Source organism: Methylomonas sp. EFPC3 (assembly GCF_029643245.1).
Lineage (GTDB): Bacteria > Pseudomonadota > Gammaproteobacteria > Methylococcales > Methylomonadaceae > Methylomonas > Methylomonas koyamae_B.
On record NZ_CP116398.1, the window covers coordinates 2,632,587 to 2,649,092 of the forward strand.

13 protein-coding genes are annotated in these 16,506 nt (G+C 54.9%); 7 read left to right on the forward strand and 6 right to left on the reverse strand.

Annotated features, from left to right (window positions below; translation table 11 throughout):
* Nucleotides 1-915 carry a porin family protein gene (locus PL263_RS11825; RefSeq protein WP_140913662.1) on the reverse strand — a complete coding sequence of 305 codons (915 nt, stop codon included), beginning with the start codon at nt 913-915 and terminating at the stop codon, nt 1-3.
* Nucleotides 916-1,228: 313 nt separating this feature from the next.
* Here PL263_RS11825 and thiO point away from each other — a divergent pair, with 313 nt between their 5' ends.
* Both thiO and PL263_RS11835 read left to right on the forward strand, forming a co-directional pair.
* Nucleotides 1,229-2,332: a glycine oxidase ThiO gene (thiO, locus tag PL263_RS11830; protein WP_278209574.1), complete on the forward strand. Its 1,104-nt coding sequence runs from the start codon at nt 1,229-1,231 to the stop codon at nt 2,330-2,332.
* Nucleotides 2,329-3,342, forward strand: coding sequence for a quinone-dependent dihydroorotate dehydrogenase (locus PL263_RS11835; protein WP_278209575.1), 1,014 nt, complete (start codon nt 2,329-2,331; stop codon nt 3,340-3,342). Before thiO ends, PL263_RS11835 begins: the two co-directional genes overlap by 4 nt.
* A gap of 225 nt (nt 3,343-3,567) precedes the next feature.
* On the opposite strand, the gene PL263_RS11840 is transcribed toward PL263_RS11835, so the two are convergent.
* The 4 genes from PL263_RS11840 to PL263_RS11855 all read right to left on the reverse strand — a co-directional run bounded on the left by PL263_RS11840 (nt 3,568) and on the right by PL263_RS11855 (nt 10,206).
* Complete coding sequence (locus PL263_RS11840; protein ID WP_278209576.1) at nt 3,568-5,031, reverse strand: TolC family protein; 1,464 nt, start codon at nt 5,029-5,031, stop codon at nt 3,568-3,570.
* A 126-nt stretch (nt 5,032-5,157) separates the two neighbouring features.
* Nucleotides 5,158-8,238 carry an efflux RND transporter permease subunit gene (locus PL263_RS11845; protein ID WP_278209577.1) on the reverse strand — a complete coding sequence of 1,027 codons (3,081 nt, stop codon included), beginning with the start codon at nt 8,236-8,238 and terminating at the stop codon, nt 5,158-5,160.
* The gene (locus PL263_RS11850) at nt 8,235-9,371 is read right to left on the reverse strand and encodes an efflux RND transporter periplasmic adaptor subunit (RefSeq protein ID WP_278209578.1); all 1,137 of its coding nucleotides are present in this window, start codon (nt 9,369-9,371) and stop codon (nt 8,235-8,237) included. The genes PL263_RS11845 and PL263_RS11850 overlap by 4 nt, the downstream gene beginning before the upstream one ends.
* A gap of 19 nt (nt 9,372-9,390) precedes the next feature.
* Nucleotides 9,391-10,206 carry an oxidoreductase gene (locus tag PL263_RS11855; RefSeq protein ID WP_278209579.1) on the reverse strand — a complete coding sequence of 272 codons (816 nt, stop codon included), beginning with the start codon at nt 10,204-10,206 and terminating at the stop codon, nt 9,391-9,393.
* 103 nt (nt 10,207-10,309) lie between these two features.
* Here PL263_RS11855 and PL263_RS11860 point away from each other — a divergent pair, with 103 nt between their 5' ends.
* Both PL263_RS11860 and PL263_RS11865 read left to right on the forward strand, forming a co-directional pair.
* Nucleotides 10,310-10,753, forward strand: a complete 444-nt coding sequence (locus tag PL263_RS11860) for a helix-turn-helix domain-containing protein (protein ID WP_278209580.1) — start codon at nt 10,310-10,312, stop codon at nt 10,751-10,753.
* A 96-nt stretch (nt 10,754-10,849) separates the two neighbouring features.
* Nucleotides 10,850-11,575, forward strand: a complete 726-nt coding sequence (locus PL263_RS11865) for a glutathione S-transferase family protein (protein WP_278209581.1) — start codon at nt 10,850-10,852, stop codon at nt 11,573-11,575.
* Here PL263_RS11865 and PL263_RS11870 read toward each other — a convergent pair.
* The gene (locus PL263_RS11870) at nt 11,536-12,492 is read right to left on the reverse strand and encodes a LysR family transcriptional regulator (RefSeq protein WP_278209582.1); all 957 of its coding nucleotides are present in this window, start codon (nt 12,490-12,492) and stop codon (nt 11,536-11,538) included. The genes PL263_RS11865 and PL263_RS11870 overlap by 40 nt on opposite strands.
* Before the next feature lie 235 nt (nt 12,493-12,727).
* Between PL263_RS11870 and PL263_RS11875 the strand changes: the two genes are divergently transcribed.
* The 3 genes from PL263_RS11875 to PL263_RS11885 all read left to right on the forward strand — a co-directional run bounded on the left by PL263_RS11875 (nt 12,728) and on the right by PL263_RS11885 (nt 16,414).
* Complete coding sequence (locus tag PL263_RS11875) at nt 12,728-13,276, forward strand: tautomerase family protein (protein WP_278209583.1); 549 nt, start codon at nt 12,728-12,730, stop codon at nt 13,274-13,276.
* A gap of 20 nt (nt 13,277-13,296) precedes the next feature.
* Nucleotides 13,297-14,814, forward strand: coding sequence for an NAD-dependent succinate-semialdehyde dehydrogenase (locus PL263_RS11880; protein ID WP_278209584.1), 1,518 nt, complete (start codon nt 13,297-13,299; stop codon nt 14,812-14,814).
* A gap of 115 nt (nt 14,815-14,929) precedes the next feature.
* Entirely contained in the window at nt 14,930-16,414 is a 1,485-nt protein-coding gene (locus tag PL263_RS11885) for an MATE family efflux transporter (RefSeq protein ID WP_278209585.1), read from the forward strand.
* Nucleotides 16,415-16,506: the final 92 nt, after the last annotated feature.

Consider the following 16,506-nt stretch of genomic DNA (forward strand, 5'->3'; position numbering starts at 1 on the left):
TTAGAATTTGAAACCTACAGAACCGCCAGCGCTGAAACCGTCGGTCTCTGTGCCGTCGATTTTGCTGGTCGAATAGTGGTAACGAACGTCGGAACCCAAAACGATGCCTCTGAACAATTCGTATTCCACACCACCGCCAAACTGCATGCCTGAATTGAGAACGGAAACCGCACGAGAAGGAACACCCAATATGTTCAACTCCAGACCGACCGGAATAATCCAAGGACGCAATTTGCTGCCGTGCATGAATTTAATTTTTGGAGAGGCATTGATACGCAAACGATTGTCGGTAGAAGTTCCCGGACTTACAGCAATCCCAGTTGTACCCAAAGCCGCAGGATATGTAGCTGTCAGATTATTCTGACCAGTACCGAATTCAGAATATTCAACACCCAATTCGATGCCAAACGAGGTATCGTCCATCAAACCGAACAAATCGTTGTTAACGTTGAAATCAAAAGCGCCACCAAAGTAGAAACCGTCTGCGTTTCCATTATCAGACAACAAATCAGAGCCACTGAGAATAGCTCCCGGCTGGTTAGCACCTGCCTTTCTGGATTGATCGAGGCGAGTCCAACCACCACGAACCGCAACCAAGTTGTCTTTGGCACCGGAAGCGGCCGGGGCAGCTTTAACAGACGCCATCCACTGATCCAGTTCTTGAATTTTGGCGGTTTCGGTAGAGTCTTTTGTGGAAGACGACTTAACACGGCTCAATTCCGCTTGCATGGCTTGCATTTGCTCGGCCATTTGTTGCATTTGCGCTTCCAGAGCTTCAGCTTTTCTGGCGGCGGCGTCGGCAACGCGCTCGGCTTTGTTGTCAGCTGCTTGGGCTTGCGGGGCAACCATCGCTCCAGCCATTGTCAAAGTCGCTGCAGCAACACCCAGCGCTAATTTGGTTTTAGTAAAACTCATTGTTGTTCCCCCCCAAGGGTTGTTATTGTTAAGACTGAATTAGCTTTAAAGCAACACAGGATTTCTTCACGTGGGCAATAATAGCAGCAAAACACCAGCCATACAAGTTTTAAGCTTATTTTTTTGACCAAAAAAAATTGATTTAAATCAATAATATATGAAGCATTTGTAATCCTGAATCAAATAATGTCAAAAATAAACAACATTTTTTTGTTTTTTCACACCGCTACCACCAATGCCTAAAACCTATCTAGCGCAATAGCTTCGTGATACCTTAAAAAAGCATCTTTAGTCCGACATTCCCTTTATCTGCATGACCCATCATCTGGACATTTTGATCATCGGCGCCGGTATTAGCGGCCAACTTGCCGCCCGCGAATTTCGCAAAGCCGGACGCGAAGCCACCCTGCTAGACAAAGCCGGCCCCGGCACCGAATCCTCATGGGCAGGCGGCGGCATTTTGCTGCCGATTTATCCATGGCGGCAAGCTGAAGCCATTTCCGAGCTGGCAATACAAAGCTTGAAACTGTATCCGCAGTTAAGTGCAGAACTGCTAGCCAGTACCGGGATCGACCCGGAATGGCGGGAGTGCGGCATGCTGATTTGCAAGAATCCCGATTTTGAAGCGGCGGAACGCTGGTGCCGTCACTACGACGTGGCATTCCAGACAGCTTCCGCCGAACTGACCGCAGCGCTCACAACCCGACTCGAGCAACCGATATGGCTTCCGGGTATCGCTCAGGCCCGCAATCCGCGCCTGCTGAAATCTCTATCCGCATATTTGTCCCAACTCGGCACCCAATTCATCAGCGATACCGAAATCGCGGAAATCGACGTCGTCAATCGCCGCATCGCCGGCGTAAAAACCAGACACGGTCGCTTTACGGTGAACGAACTGGTCGTCAGCACTGGCGCCTGGACTCGCGAATTTTTAAACAATTTGCTGCCGGATTGGCCGGTCGATATCAACATCCGCCCGGTTCGAGGCCAAATGCTGCTATTCGACGCCAAGCCGGACACACTGCAGTATATGGTTCTGGACGGGGACCAGTATTTGATTCCCCGCCGCGACGGCAAGATTCTGGTAGGCAGCACAGTCGAACAGGCCGGTTTCGACAAAACCACCACGGAACAGGCTCGCGAACAACTCTATCGGTTCGCCACGCAACTGCTGCCAAACCTGCAGCAGTTCCCGGTCAGTCACCATTGGGCCGGCCTGCGCCCCGGCAGCCCGCAGGGCATCCCTTTTATTGGCCGACATCCGGACATCGAAAATCTTTACATCAATGCCGGTCATTTCCGCAATGGTCTGGTCATGGGGCCGGCATCCGCCAAATTATTGGCCGATCTGATTCTGCAACGGCCAACCGACCTGGATCCTTCTCCTTATTCGTTAAAACCTGCTACCGCATCATGAACTTATATCCCTACCTGCGCCCGCTATTGTTTTCGCTTGACCCGGAGACCGCCCATCATGTCACCCTAGACTTGCTCAAACTGGCGAAACAAACCGGCCTATCCACGCTAAGCCGGGCGAAATCGAGCAGCAAGCCGGTCGAGGTAATGGGCTTGAATTTTAAAAATCCGCTCGGACTGGCGGCCGGTCTGGATAAGAACGGCGACTATATCGACGCGTTGGCCGATTTGGGCTTTGGCTTTATCGAAATCGGCACGGTCACGCCGCGCCCGCAACCGGGGAACCCCAAACCACGGTTGTTTCGGCTCCCGGAACATGAAGCCATCATCAACCGGATGGGGTTTAACAATTTAGGCATCGACCATTTGCTGGCACAAGTCGGTAAATGCCAGTATCGCGGAATATTGGGTATCAATATCGGCAAGAACGCCGACACCCCCTTGGAAAACGCCACCGAAGACTATTTGATCGGCTTAAGAAAAAGCTATGCAGCGGCTAGCTATATCACCATCAACATTTCCTCGCCCAACACCAAGAACTTGCGGCAATTGCAGCAAGGCGACGAGATCAAACAATTATTGAGCGCTCTGAAAGAAGAACAATTAAAGCTGCAGACCGCGCTGGGTAAATACACGCCTATCGCCGTGAAGATAGCCCCCGATTTAACTGACGATGAAATAAGCCATATTGCAGGCTTACTAATGGAATTTGCGATTGACGGTGTGATTGCCACCAACACCACCATCGCCCGCGACCACATTAAAGGCCATAAGCACGCCGACGAAACCGGCGGTTTGAGCGGCGCACCGGTCAGGGAAAGTTCAACGCGAGTCGTTAAAGGCTTGGTGGCCGAATTGAACGGCAAACTGCCGATTATCGCCGCCGGCGGAATTTTGAGTGGTGAAGATGCCCAGGCGAAATTAGCCGCTGGCGCCAGCTTGGTGCAGATTTACAGCGGCTTGATTTACAAAGGGCCGCAACTGATCGAAGAGATATTGAACACCATCTAATCGGCTAGCCCCCTGACCTTATCAAACCCATCTATTTGAGGCTGTCGTAAAAGTCAAAATGTAGGTTGGGTTAGCGTAGCGTAACCCAACAAAATCAAAATGTTGGGCTTCATAGCATGAAGCATAACCTACCTTTTACGTCCCCCTCTATTTGGCAAGGTCACTCGATCATTCATCGTCTTCGGCGCTTTCAGGGCTCTCTACCCGATGCCAACTCGCCGCGAATCACCTTGCAGAGGTATTTTCGAAGGCGCTCACCGACGCATCCATCGTCCAGCCGCCACCGAAAGCCCGATACAACGACACCATCGCCACGCCGACCGCCGTTTCGGCTTTGGCCCGCTCGTCGCTGACGGCCAGTTTACTGCGTTGGGCGTCCAGTACTGCCAGATAATCGCCCGCACCATGCTGATACAAGGCATCGACCAGTCGGTAAGCCTTTTCCGCCGAGGCTTCCGCTGCGGTCAATTGGCCCAAGCTCTCCGTGGCGGAGCGATGGGCGACGAAAGCGTTTTCCACGTCCTCGAATGCCAGCAAAAAAGTCTTCTCGTAATTGGTGGCGACTTGGTCCAGCCGGGCATCGGCGGCGGCGATATGGGCGCGGATGCGGCCGGCGTTGAAGATCGGCGCCGAAAGGCCAGAGCCCAGCGCGTAGACACTCTCGGCCAGACTCGGAAAACCGCCGACCGCAATCGCGCCGAGGCCGCCGCTGGCCGACAGCACCAGTTTCGGATAGAGATCGGCCCGCGCCGAACCCAGGCTGGCCGCCGCGGCGCTGACTTCGGTTTGCGCGAAACGCAAATCAGGCCGTTGCGCCAATAGATCGGCCGGCAAAAGGCTGGGCATGGTCGGCATTTGCTTCGGCAAAGGGCCGGCGACGGTCAGCCGCTTTTCCAGGTTTTCCGGCGGCTCACCCAGCAACACGCCTAAACGATGGATGAGCTTTTGCCCAGCATTGGTCAGTTGCGGCAGCATCGCTTCGGTGCCCTGCAACAGCATTTGCTGGCGGGCGACATCCGCCTCATTAGCCAGTCCGGCTTTAAGAAATACCTGTAAAGTCCTCAGCCGTTCACGTTGCAAGGCGATATTGCTTTGCAGAATGCCGATGCGTTGCTGCACGCCGCGCAGCTCCAGATAGTTGGTCGCAACTTGCGCTAACAGACCGACTTTCGCCGCATGCAAGCCTTCCTGACTGCCTTCGGCTTGGGCTGCGGCGGCTTCCGCTTCCAAATGCCGGCCACCGAACAAATCGATTTCCCAGTGCGCCGCCAAGCCGCCGCTGACCGCATCGGCGGTAGGTGTAATCAATTTGATACCTTGCTTGCTCGGCACGCCGACGATGCGGTCGATGCGTTTCTCCCGGCCGCCGGAGAGCGAGAAATCCAGACTGGGATACAAGGCCGCTTCGGCGACGGTCACCATCGCGTTGGCTTCGCGAACGCGAGCGGCGGCGATTCTCAGATCGTGGTTGGCGGTTAAGGCTTGGTCTATCAATTCATTCAGCAAGGAATCATTGAAACCTTGCCACCAAGTCTTTAGATCAACCGCTTCGGAGGCTTGGGCGCTGGGCGCGTGTTGCCAGGTTGCCGGGCTGCTGAGCGCCACTTGGTCGCCCACGCGGGTTGGCGTGCAGGCAATTAGACTAACCAGGGACAGAAGGGTTAGCGGTGTTAAAACTCTATTATTCATTGCAAAACTCCGTGGTCGCATCGCGTGGTACCCGCGAGGATGATCCTAAAAGCGGGGGTTATTCCTTCTCCCCTTGGGAGAAGGTTAGGATGAGGGTATATAAAACAAAGCTTTATCCCCCCACCCCTACCCTCTCCCGGTGGGAGAGGAAGCTTTTGCATCGGTACGCGCCACCCTAAACCAAGCCGCATACAGCGCCGGCAGAAAGAACACCGTCAATGCGGTCGCCACCGTCAATCCTCCCATGATGGCGATGGCCTGCGGGCCGAAGAAGTCATTGCGCGACAGGGGTATCATCGCCAGGATGGCCGCCGCCGCGGTCAGCATGATCGGCCTAAAGCGCCGTACCGTCGATTCGACGATGGCCGACCAAGTGTCGAGTCCGGACTGTTCGTCCTGATCGATCTGATCGACCAGAATCACCGAATTGCGCATGATCATGCCGGCCAGCGCCAGGATGCCGAGCAAGGCCACGAAGCCGAACGGCGCCCGGAACAACAGCAAGGCGAAGGCCGCGCCGATCACTCCCAGCGGCGCGGTGCTGAACACCATGAAAGTCCTGGACAGATTCTGCAACTGCATCATCAACAAGATCAGCGTGACAATCAGCACCAGCGGAATCCAGATCAGAATCGACTTCTGCGCGGTCACCGCATCTTCCTTGGAACCGCCGGTTTCGATGAAATAGCCGGCCGGCAGGCTATCCTGGATTGGTTTAAGTTTCGGGACGATTTCCGCCGCCACGTCCGGGGCCATCTTGCCGTCGGCCACATCGGCGCGCACCGAAATAGCCGGGAAGCGGTTACGCCGCCAGCGCACGCCGTCCTCGAACACGGTCTCGAACTTGACGAACTGCGACAGCGACACCGACTTGCCATTAGCCGTACGCACCGCGACATCCGGCATTTCGTCGGCGGCAGTGCGCAGTTCGGGGCTGGCCCGCCAGACGATGTCGATTAATTTATCCTGCTCGCGCAACTGACCGACCGGGATGCCGGCGTAATGCGCCTGCAAGGCTTGCGACAGGCTGGCCGTGGAAACGCCGAGGGCGCGGGCCTTGTCCTGATCCAGCATCAGTCGGAACGACGGCATGCGGTCATGCCAGTCATCGTTGATGTCCACGGTGCCTGGATGGTCGCGCACGACTTCGGCCACCCGCTCGGCGATGCCGCGTACGATATTGGGGTTTTCACCGAGCACTCTGAACGCCAACGGATAGTCCATCGGCGGCCCGACATTCAGCCGCTTCACTCGGCCGCGGACATTCGGAAAATCGGTCTCAAGCATCTGCAGGACACGCTGCATCACCCGTTCACGGGCGGCATTATCCTTGGTCATCACCACCAATTCGGCCAGATTGGTATTCGCCAGTTGCTGCACGATCAACATGAAAAACCTCGGCGTGCCGCTGCCGATATAGCTGGCGACATGCTCCACGTCTTCGTCCTTGGCTAATAGCGCTTCCATGCGTTGGGCGGCGGCTTCGGTTTGCTCGAAGGCGCTGCCCTCCGGCAACCACAGGTCGACGATGACTTCAGGCCGGTTGGACAGCGGGAAAAACTGCTCGGGAACATGGGTTAAAGCCACCACGCCTAGGCCGAACAGAGCCAGCGTGGCGACAATGACTTTCTTGCGGTGCGCCACACAAGCATCCACCCAGCGGCGCAAGCGGTTGTAGAACGGCGTATCGAACAAGTCGTGAGCCGCTTGCTGGCCGTTGGCATGCACCTTGAGGATCAAAAACCCCAAATAGGGGGTGAACACCACCGCGCCTATCCAGGACAGTATCAGCGAAATGCCGACCACCTGGAAAATCGCCACCGTGTATTCGCCGGCCGAGGATTGCGCCAGACCCACCGGCAGGAATCCGGCGATGGTGATCAAGGTGCCGGTCAGCATCGGAAAGGCGGTGGCAGTATACGCATAGGTCGCGGCGCGCATCCGGTCCCAGCCTTCTTCCAGCTTGCGGGCCATCATCTCGACGGCAATCATCGCATCGTCCACCAGCAAGCCTAGCGCCAGTATCAAAGCGCCCAAGGAAATGCGTTGCAGGTCGATACCGCACAGCAGCATGACCAACAAGGTGGCTGCCAGCACCAGCGGCACGGTCAGCGCCACCACGGAACCGGTACGCCAACCCAGGCTCAAGAAACTCACCACCAACACGGTGGCCAGGGCTTCGAAGAAGGTACGGCCGAATTCCGCCATCTGATTTTTCACCACACGACCTTGATTGGCGACCGTTTCCACGTCCAAGCCTAACGGTAGCTCGTTGGTTACACGGTTCAGCGTCTCGTCCAAGGCTTGTTCCAGATCGATGACATTGCCTTTCTTGTTCATCGTCACGCCGAGACCAAGCGCCGGCTTGCCGTTGAAACGCATCTTGAATTCCGCCGGATCGACATAGCCGCGCGTCACCCTAGCAAAGTCGCTAACCTTGAAGGTGCGATTGCCGATGCGCACCGGCATATTGGCGACACCATCTTCGGAGTCGAACGAACCGGTCAGGCGTATCGGCAGGTTGTGGTGCGCGGAAAACACCGTGCCCGCCGGCGCCATGCCGTTCTGCGCCTGCAAGGCCTGGGCAACCGCCGCCGTCTCCAGGCCCAATTCGGCCAGCTTTTTGTCGGAAAACTCCACGAAAATCTTTTCGTCCTGTACGCCGATCAAATCGACCTTCTCGACATCCTTGACCCGCAACAGCTGTTGGCGAACCGAATCGGCCGCCAATTTCAGATCGGCATAACTAAAGCCCTCGCCGGAAAAGGCGTAGATCAGGCTATAGGTATCGCCGAATTCGTCATTGAAAAACGGCCCGATGCTGCCGGGTGGCAGCGTCATGCGGATGTCGTCGACCTTCTTGCGCACTTGATACCAAAGCTCGGGAATGTCCTTGGGCGGCGTATCTTCGCGCGGCGTGACGAAAATCACCGATTCGCCGGGTTTGGAATAACTGCGCAAGTAATCCAGGTCAGGCAGTTCCTGGATTTTCTTTTCCAGCCTGTCGGTCAACTGCTGTTCCACTTCCAACGCGGTGGCGCCGGGATAAAGGGTCTTGACCACCATGATGCGGAAGGTGAACGGCGGATCTTCCTGCTGGCCCAGCTTGTAATAAGCGAATAGGCCGCCGAGCACCACCAGTGCGAGCATAAAGCCGGTGAAGGAGCGGTGTTTAAGCACCCATTCGCTGAGGTTGAACTCTTTCATGGTTGTCCCTCTTTAGCTGGTGCATTTTCTGCCGGTAAGCGGACAGACTGGCCCTCGGCCAGGCGCTGGACGCCGGCGCTGACCAGCAATTGGCCGGCGGCGAGTCCCTCGACGGCGATGCGTTCGCCGGCCAGCGTTTCGCCCAGCTTAACCGGCATGGATTTGACGGTAGCCGCCTGCTCGTCGACTAGCCAGACCAAAGGATGATCGGGCTGATTTTGCGGGGTATAGACGGCGGAAAGCGGAATGGCGATGCCGGAAGCGGTGTTCGCCGCGAGTTGAACCGTCGCCGTCATGCCTAATAGCGCGGCATCCAGACCTTCGAGCAAGGTGGCCTTGGCGCGATAGGTGCGGCTGGACGGATCGGCGGCCGAGGCGATCTCGCGGATTCTGGCCTTGATCCGCCGGTTGTCGTCGGACCATAAAGACACATTAACGACTTGTTGGCGCCGGGTTTCCGATAGTTGATGCTCGGGAACGTCGAAATGAACTTCCTTTTCGTCGAGCTGGGCCAGCGTCACCACGGCCTGACCGGCGGCCAGCACTTGTCCGGCTTCTACAGCCAGCGCCGTGACCACGCCGTCGCGGTCGGCATGCAGCTCGGTATAGGATAGCTGGTTAAGCGCCTCGCCCAATTGCGCTTCCAGCGCCGCTGTACGCTCCCGCGCCGTGGTGTAGGCAGTTTCGTGGCGTTCGAACTCCGGCGGGCTGATGACTCGCTGGGCCAGCAATTCGCGGTATCTGGCCAAATCGTCGTGCAAGAAGTTGCTGTCGGCTTGCGCGGCAGCCAACTGAGCCTTAATGGCCTGTACGGCGAGGCGATAATCGTTGCCGTCCAGTGTCGCCAGCAACTGGCCTTTACGCACCGGATCGCCAACATCCACTTTGCGCGCCAGCAATTTACCTGCTACCCGGAATGATAAGGGCGTCTCAATTCTTGCCCGAACTTCGCCGGCAAAACTTCTAGCGCCTGAAGCGGTGTTTCCCTCGGTTCGAAATACTTTTACCGGGCGAGCAACCGCTGATGTTGGTCCGTGCTGGTCGCTGCATCCTGCGCTTACCATCAGCAGCAGCAAAAATCCGCCTTGAAGCCGGCTCTTAGTCTTCACGGACGTTGTAAATAATTGAATCATCTCGCTATCCTTCCATTTTTCAGACCATCGGCAGTTGGTTAAACTTGCGCAAACTCTTGTCTACCATGGCCTCCGGAAGGAAACGACGCAGAAAACGCACTTGGCTTGCTTGTTTTCCGGCGGTATAGCGCCTTCTGGGAACTACGGCGGTTGCGGCTTTCAATACCGTTTCAGCGACCACGCTAGGGGCATCGCCCGCACTCACGCCAATCCGCATCAGAGTCGCCATCCTGGTACGTACGGCGTCATAAACGGCCAGCGGTTGATCGGGCTTGGTGATGCTTGCTTCGAACGAGGTGCGGGTAAATGCCGGTTCAACCAGTACCACTCGGATGCCGAAGGTGCGCAGTTCGTGGTCCAGCGATTCAGAATAACCTTCGACCGCATGTTTGGTCGCGGCATAGAGCGCGTTGTAAGGCGCGGGGATCAAGCCCAGGACCGAGCTGATATTGACGATTCTGCCTTTTCTTTGGCTGCGCATGGTTGGCAGCACGGCGTTGGTCACACGGGTAATACCGAAGACGTTGACGTCGAACAGCGCCTGGGTTTGCGCGGTTGAAGACTCTTCCGCCCCGCCGAGCAAGCCGACGCCGGCATTGTTGACTAGCAGATCGATGCGACCGGTCTGTTTCAAGACCTCGGCTACCGCGTTCTTTACCGAGGCTTCGTCGGTCACGTCGCAGGTCAACATCGTGACGCCATCGGCGCTTGCAAGCGCCTTGCGGCTGGTGCCGAATACGCGGTAACCGGCTTGTTGCAGGGCCTTGGCCGTTACCAGACCAATGCCCGAGGATGCGCCGGTGACCAGGGCTACAGCATTGTCTTTATTGCTCATATCGAATCTCCTTTTGAGGGTGGATAGTCTGTCGACTAAGTGTTACTATCATTTCGAAAGTAATGTTACTATCAAAATGAAACCAAGTCACTACTAAAAATGTATGAACGATAAAAATAATTGCGCCGACCCTTGTCCGATCGCTCGCTGCCTGGCTTTTCTTGGCGACACCTGGAGTTTATTGATACTGCGGGACGCCCATTTCGGCCTAACCCGCTTCGACCAATTTCGGAAAAGTCTCGGTATAGCGCCGACGATACTGACCCGGCGTTTGGCGACGTTAACTGAGGAAGGATTATTGGAAAAACGGCTTTATTCGGAGCGACCGCCGCGCGAGGAGTATGTATTGACAGCCGCTGGCCGCGACTTTCTGCCGGTGCTTATGATGATTGGCGCCTGGGGGAGCCAGTATCGCGGCGACGGTCCGTTGGTGCGTATCCAGGATATTGAAACGGGAGAGTATATTAAACCGGTGGCCATCGACGAGGTGACGGGGGCAAAGATAGGCTCGCGGCCGTTACGCTTTGTGTTGCCGGACGAAGGCTGATCAATTCACCCGGCAACCCCTTTTTAACCGATACAATAGTTGGCCATTTCTAAAGCGCATGTCGACAGTTGTAGTGAGTCAGAAACGAAGTTCCACATGATTACGTTGTATCAATTTCCCAGAGCCTGGAACATTCCCAACCCCAGCCAGTTTTGCGTCAAGCTGGAAACCTATCTGCGCATGGCCGGCATCGAATACCGGATTGCCGAAACGTTGCCCCTCTTTGCGCCCTTCGGCAAGCTGCCCTTCATAGAAGACAACGGTCAAAAGCTTGCCGATAGCCGGCTGATTATCGGCTATCTGCGAGAGCATTACGGCGATAGCCTGGATGGGCATTTGTCGGCCGAGCAAAGTGCGCAAGCGCTGGCCTGGCAACGTTTATTGGAAGAACATTTGTACTGGGTGTGCATGTACAGCCGTTGGCAGTACGGAGCGGAAAATTGGCAAATCAATAAGCAGGCGATCTTCCAAGGTTTACAGCAACCCTGGGCGGATGTGGTGGCCGCACTCTATCGGCTGCGGATTCGGGGGCAACTACGCGGCCAAGGCATTGGCCGGCTACCTGCCGCACATATTTTCGAATTGGGCCGACGCGACGTAGCGGCTGTGTCCGCCGCGCTTCATGGCAAAACTTTTTTGTTGGGAAACCGGCCCTCCAGCGTCGATGCCTCGGCCTTCGGCGTATTGATCAATCTTTTGGCTTGCCCGGTCAGTTCGCCGGTCAAGGATTATGCCTTAACCCAATCCGCCTTAGTCGATTATTGTCGGCGCATTCAAGAACGCTATTTTCCCGAACTAGGCGAACCGAAGTTTGGCAATTGATGGTCCAGCGTGGCGCAAGCCGCGCGGATTTCTTCTCGTAGCCAGCGATTGGCAAATTCCTGGTCTTGCAGCGGATGCCAGACCATGACCGTGTCGTAATGCGGTAAATCCAGCGGCAAGGGCACCAATTGTAAAGGCAAAGTCTGAGCAAATTGCTCGGCCGTGCGTTTGGGAAAAGCCATGACCATATCCGTTTGCGCCACGATCATCGACGCGGACAGAAAATGCGACACGGTCAGCGCCACGCGCCGCTCGCGGCCATGTTCTGCTAGCCAGCTGTCGACCTGCCCAGTAGTGGCGCCGGTTCTGGACACCAGAATATGCGGCAGGTCTATATAGTCTTCCAGCGTTAATGCCGCACTCACTCGCGGGTGGCCGATGCGCGCCACGCAGACCATGAAATCGTCGAAAAGGCGTTCACAATGTAGATGCTTGGGGGGATTCAACATCACGTCAAAACCCAGTATCAGGTCTATCTCACCTTGCTCCAGCGCATGCGAAGGAAAACGGCTGCTGGTACGTTTGAAATGAATATCCACGCCCGGTGCCTGTTGGGCAATACGCGGCGCCAATATCGGCAGTAGCAGAGCTTCCACGTAATCTGTCGCCGCAATGGTAAAAGCGCGCCGACAAGTGGCGGGATCGAACGGCGCCGGCGCCCGAATCAAACCTTCCACATCTTTGAGTACCGCCGCTACCGGAGCCACCAGGGACAACGCGCGTAGCGTCGGCGTCATGCCCGCCGGGGTTTTCACCAGCAACGGATCTTCCAGTTGTTGCCGCAAGCGTTGCAGCACGTGGCTCATTGCCGATTGGCTAATGAACATTTTGTCCGCCGCCCGCGACACGTTGCGTTCCTTCATCAGCAGATCAAAAGCGATCAATAGATTCAAATCAAACGTTCTTAAGTCCGCCATGGCTGGGTTTCCGGGATGTAAAGGCGGGCTATGTTACCGAAATGTCCGAGGCGTTTGGCATCAATTATTTTCATAGGCGCATGAATACAAAGCATTTTACCGTTTGCCGTCTCAGGCATAAATTTATTCCCGACGCAGCCATCGGCACTTAGTTTTCCCCCAAGGAATTTGCAAGTCAACGCGGTGGCCCGTCTCCTTACTCTCAATCGTGCAGCAAGTGCCGAGTTTTGGCGGAATGCTGATTGAGAAAAACAAGGTGGTTAGCAAGATCACCAAAACCTACTCAAATATCAGGAGAATCATCATGCCTTTGTGGAAAGTCTATCATCCTACCAATGCGTTCAGTGCCGAAGACAAACAGGAACTGGTCGAACAAATCACTAACGTCTATGCGGGCGTACCCATCCCAAGATTTTACGCCGTCGTCATTTTCGAAGAAGTGGCGAAAGGTAATTGTTTTGTCGGTGGCGTACGTAATGACAAGTTCGTTCGTTTCAAGATCGACCAAATCGCCCGGACATTGCCGGGCCCCATCATACGCGAATGGTGGATGCGAACGCTTGACGACGTCATTGCGCCTTTTGTGAAGGAACGCGGTTTCGATTGGGAAATTTCAATTGACGAAACCCCGTTCGACCTTTGGTCGCTACAAGGCGAATTACCCCCGCCCTTCGAATCGATAGCCGAAAAACGTTGGGTTGCGGAAAACAAGGCTAGCCCTTACACCTACCAAGAAAAACTACCCGCGGGTCACTTTTTACTGTCTCCAGGCGTAACGGGTTAGTTAATACGAGTGCCCCGTTCATGGTGAACCGGGCACTTTTTCCAAAATCATCGATACACGTTTCTGATCGCGCTATCGGTCTGGCTTTATGCCTCTTAGCAAGACGGTATCGACTAAAACGAGATAGAAATATGGCTTATCAATCCATCAATCCGTCATCCGGCGAATTACTAGCAGCTTATCCTGAACTATCCGATTCTGATCTTGAGCTTGCGATTTCGAAAGCCGATCAAGCCTATCGGGAGGCGTGGCGCCATTATTCGGTCGATCAACGCGCGAAGGTTCTGGAGAAAGCAGCATCGATCCTGCTGGAAAGGAAAGCAGAGTACGCGCAATATTTGACGTTAGAAATGGGTAAGCTCATTGGCGAAGCATACGCAGAAGTAGACATTACCGCCGGGATACTCCAGTACTACGCCAAAAATGCGAAAGAGTATCTTGCACCGAAAGCCCTGCCGGAAGCACCGACCGCCCAAGTATCGATCGAATCGATAGGGGTGATTCTGGGCATAGAGCCCTGGAATTTCCCTTATTACCAAGTTGCGCGCGTTGCTGGCCCGCAATTGATGGCCGGCAACGTGTTATTGCTGAAACATTCGGAAAACGTCCCGCAGTCGGCACTGGCCCTGGCCAGGCTATTCGAAGATGCCGGCGCCCCGGCCGGTGTGTACACCAATCTATTCGCGACTATAGAACAAATCGGCCGCGTGATCGACGATCCGCGGGTGCGCGGCGTCACGATCACCGGTAGCGAAACTGCCGGCGCCGCGGTTGCGGGACGCGCCGGGCGAGCATTGAAAAAAGTCGTGGCGGAAATGGGTGGGAGCGACCCACTACTGGTATTGGAAGACGCTCCGCTTGAGTCCACGCTCGATAGCGCCTTGTTCGGGCGCATGTTCAACTGCGGCCAATGTTGCGTCGGCTCGAAACGCCTTATTGTGGTGGGGCAAGCGCGCGGCAAGGCGTTTCTGGAAGGTTTTGTCGAACGCATGTCGTCCTTGCACGCCGGCGATCCACTGAATCCGGCCACGACGTTGGCGCCGCTATCCTCGGAAAAAGCGCTGAAGCTGCTGCTCGATCAGATTGCTCAGGCCCAAGCCGGCGGTGCCAACGTCGTACTTGGCGGTAAAAGAATCGACAGACCAGGCTACTTTCTTGAGCCTACCGTCATCACCGAAATAGACGCAAATAATCCGATCCACAACCAAGAACTGTTTGGCCCGGTCGCCGCCATTTACGTGGTTGATAGCGAAGCGCAAGCCATTGCTTTGGCCAACGCAACCTCGTTTGGACTCGGTGCATCCATTTTTACCGCCGATGTCGAACGCGGCCGAGCCGTCGCGGTGGAAATTGAAAGCGGCATGGTTTTCATCAACCAGCCCGCCTGGACGGCCCCGGAACTGCCGTTTGGCGGGATCAAAAACTCGGGGTTTGGCCGCGAGTTATCGGAGCGCGGTTTTTACGAGTTTGTAAACGAAAAATTGATCAATGTCGCACCGCCCGGCGCTTCGCCTTGGGGGCCGGTTATCTCTTCTTAAATAAACCCCCAATGTTGGAGAGCTAAAGGAGATGCCTTAATCCGCCAAGCGCAAAGAATGCGGAATTTGGTGTCTCCAGGCCAGACTTCATTCAAGATCACTTCTAAACCATTACATGAAAAAGCCAAAGCTTTCAAAATTTAACGATCAGCAAATCCAGTACGGAAATAGGGATGATTGCGCCCAGCTGAAAATCCAGTCCAAACTGATATCAAACAGGGAAAAACATGTGACGATGATCTTATCGGGCCCCTTGTTTCCAGTATTGGTTAAATTGGCATTGCCGACGGTTGGTGTCATGTTTCTGTCCGCAATAGTTAGCGTTGCAGAAACTTATTTTGTCAGTTCATTAGGGGTGGATTCGATTGCGGGTGCATCATTGGTGATACCGATGGTGATGTTGATGATCATGATGTCGAACGGAGGCATAGGCGGGGGCGTATCTTCCGCCATCGCTCGTGCCATCGGTGCCAGGGATGTAGAAAGTGCGGAACGATTGGCCTATCACGCCACCTTGATAGGTATCGCATTTGGCGGCTTATTTACCCTTGTGCTGCTGGTATTTGGCCGCCCGATTTACGCATCGCTGGGAGGAACCGGAGATGCCTTACAACAAGCGCTGCTTTATTCGGACATATTGTTTGGCTCGGCCACTATTAACTGGGTTTATATATTGCTGCAGTCTGCTTTACGCGGGGCAGGCAACGTCAAAGTGCCTGCGTTGATAACGCTGGGAAATGTCTTAGCCTGCCTATTACTATCGCCCGTATTGATATTGGGACTATTGGGTACGCCGAAGTTAGGAATTGCAGGGGCGGGCTATGCGCAACTGATCTGCAATGCTGCCTCACTGCTTTTAATTATTAGTTACATGCGCTCCTCGAGCAGTATTTTACGGTTACGGCGGCGCCGAATTCGTTATCACTATTTCCAGCAAATTTTGGCCGTCGGCTTGCCGTCATCACTCAGTGCCATTTTTTCCAACTTGTCAGTTACCGCGATTACCTCGGTGGTCGGTGTTTTTGGCGTACCGGCCTTGGCTGGTTATGGCATTGCCTCGCGTATGGAGTATCTGTTAATACCGGTCATGTTTGGTTTTGGTACCGCTGTTTTGACAATAGTGGGTACCAACATCGGTGCCGGCAATATCAAAAGAGCAAGGCAAGCGGCGTTACTCAATGCCCTGTTTGTTGGCGCGATGGTTGAGCTGGTCGGTTTGTCCTTGGCATATCATCCAGGCATTTGGATGAACTTGTTCACTAGCTCGACGGATGTTCTGTTCGTTGGCGAAAAGTACCTAAAAGCAGTCGGGCCGGTGTACGGTATGGTTGCCTTTCTATTTGCGTTTTATTTTGCCGGGCAAGGCGCGGGCAAAGTGTTCTGGCCGATAACCGCAGTTTTTACGCGCTTTGCATTCGCTGCATGCGGTTCCATCGTTGTATTTCTTTATCACCAGAACATGGATGTCCTTTTTTCCATTATAGCGATTGGAGCATTGATCTCAGGCATGCTAAGCGCAGTAAGCTTTTTAATGTTTTCTGGGAGGGCTAAGCAGATTGAAGTCCAAAGGTACGAAAACGTGCGTAAGCTGTTCGAGTAGCCCTAAGGATTTACATCCCTGGGCGCTAACGCCACCGTACCTGAATCTCTTGATTTACAAGGCCGCTGCAAATCTGCAGCGGCCCAACGAAA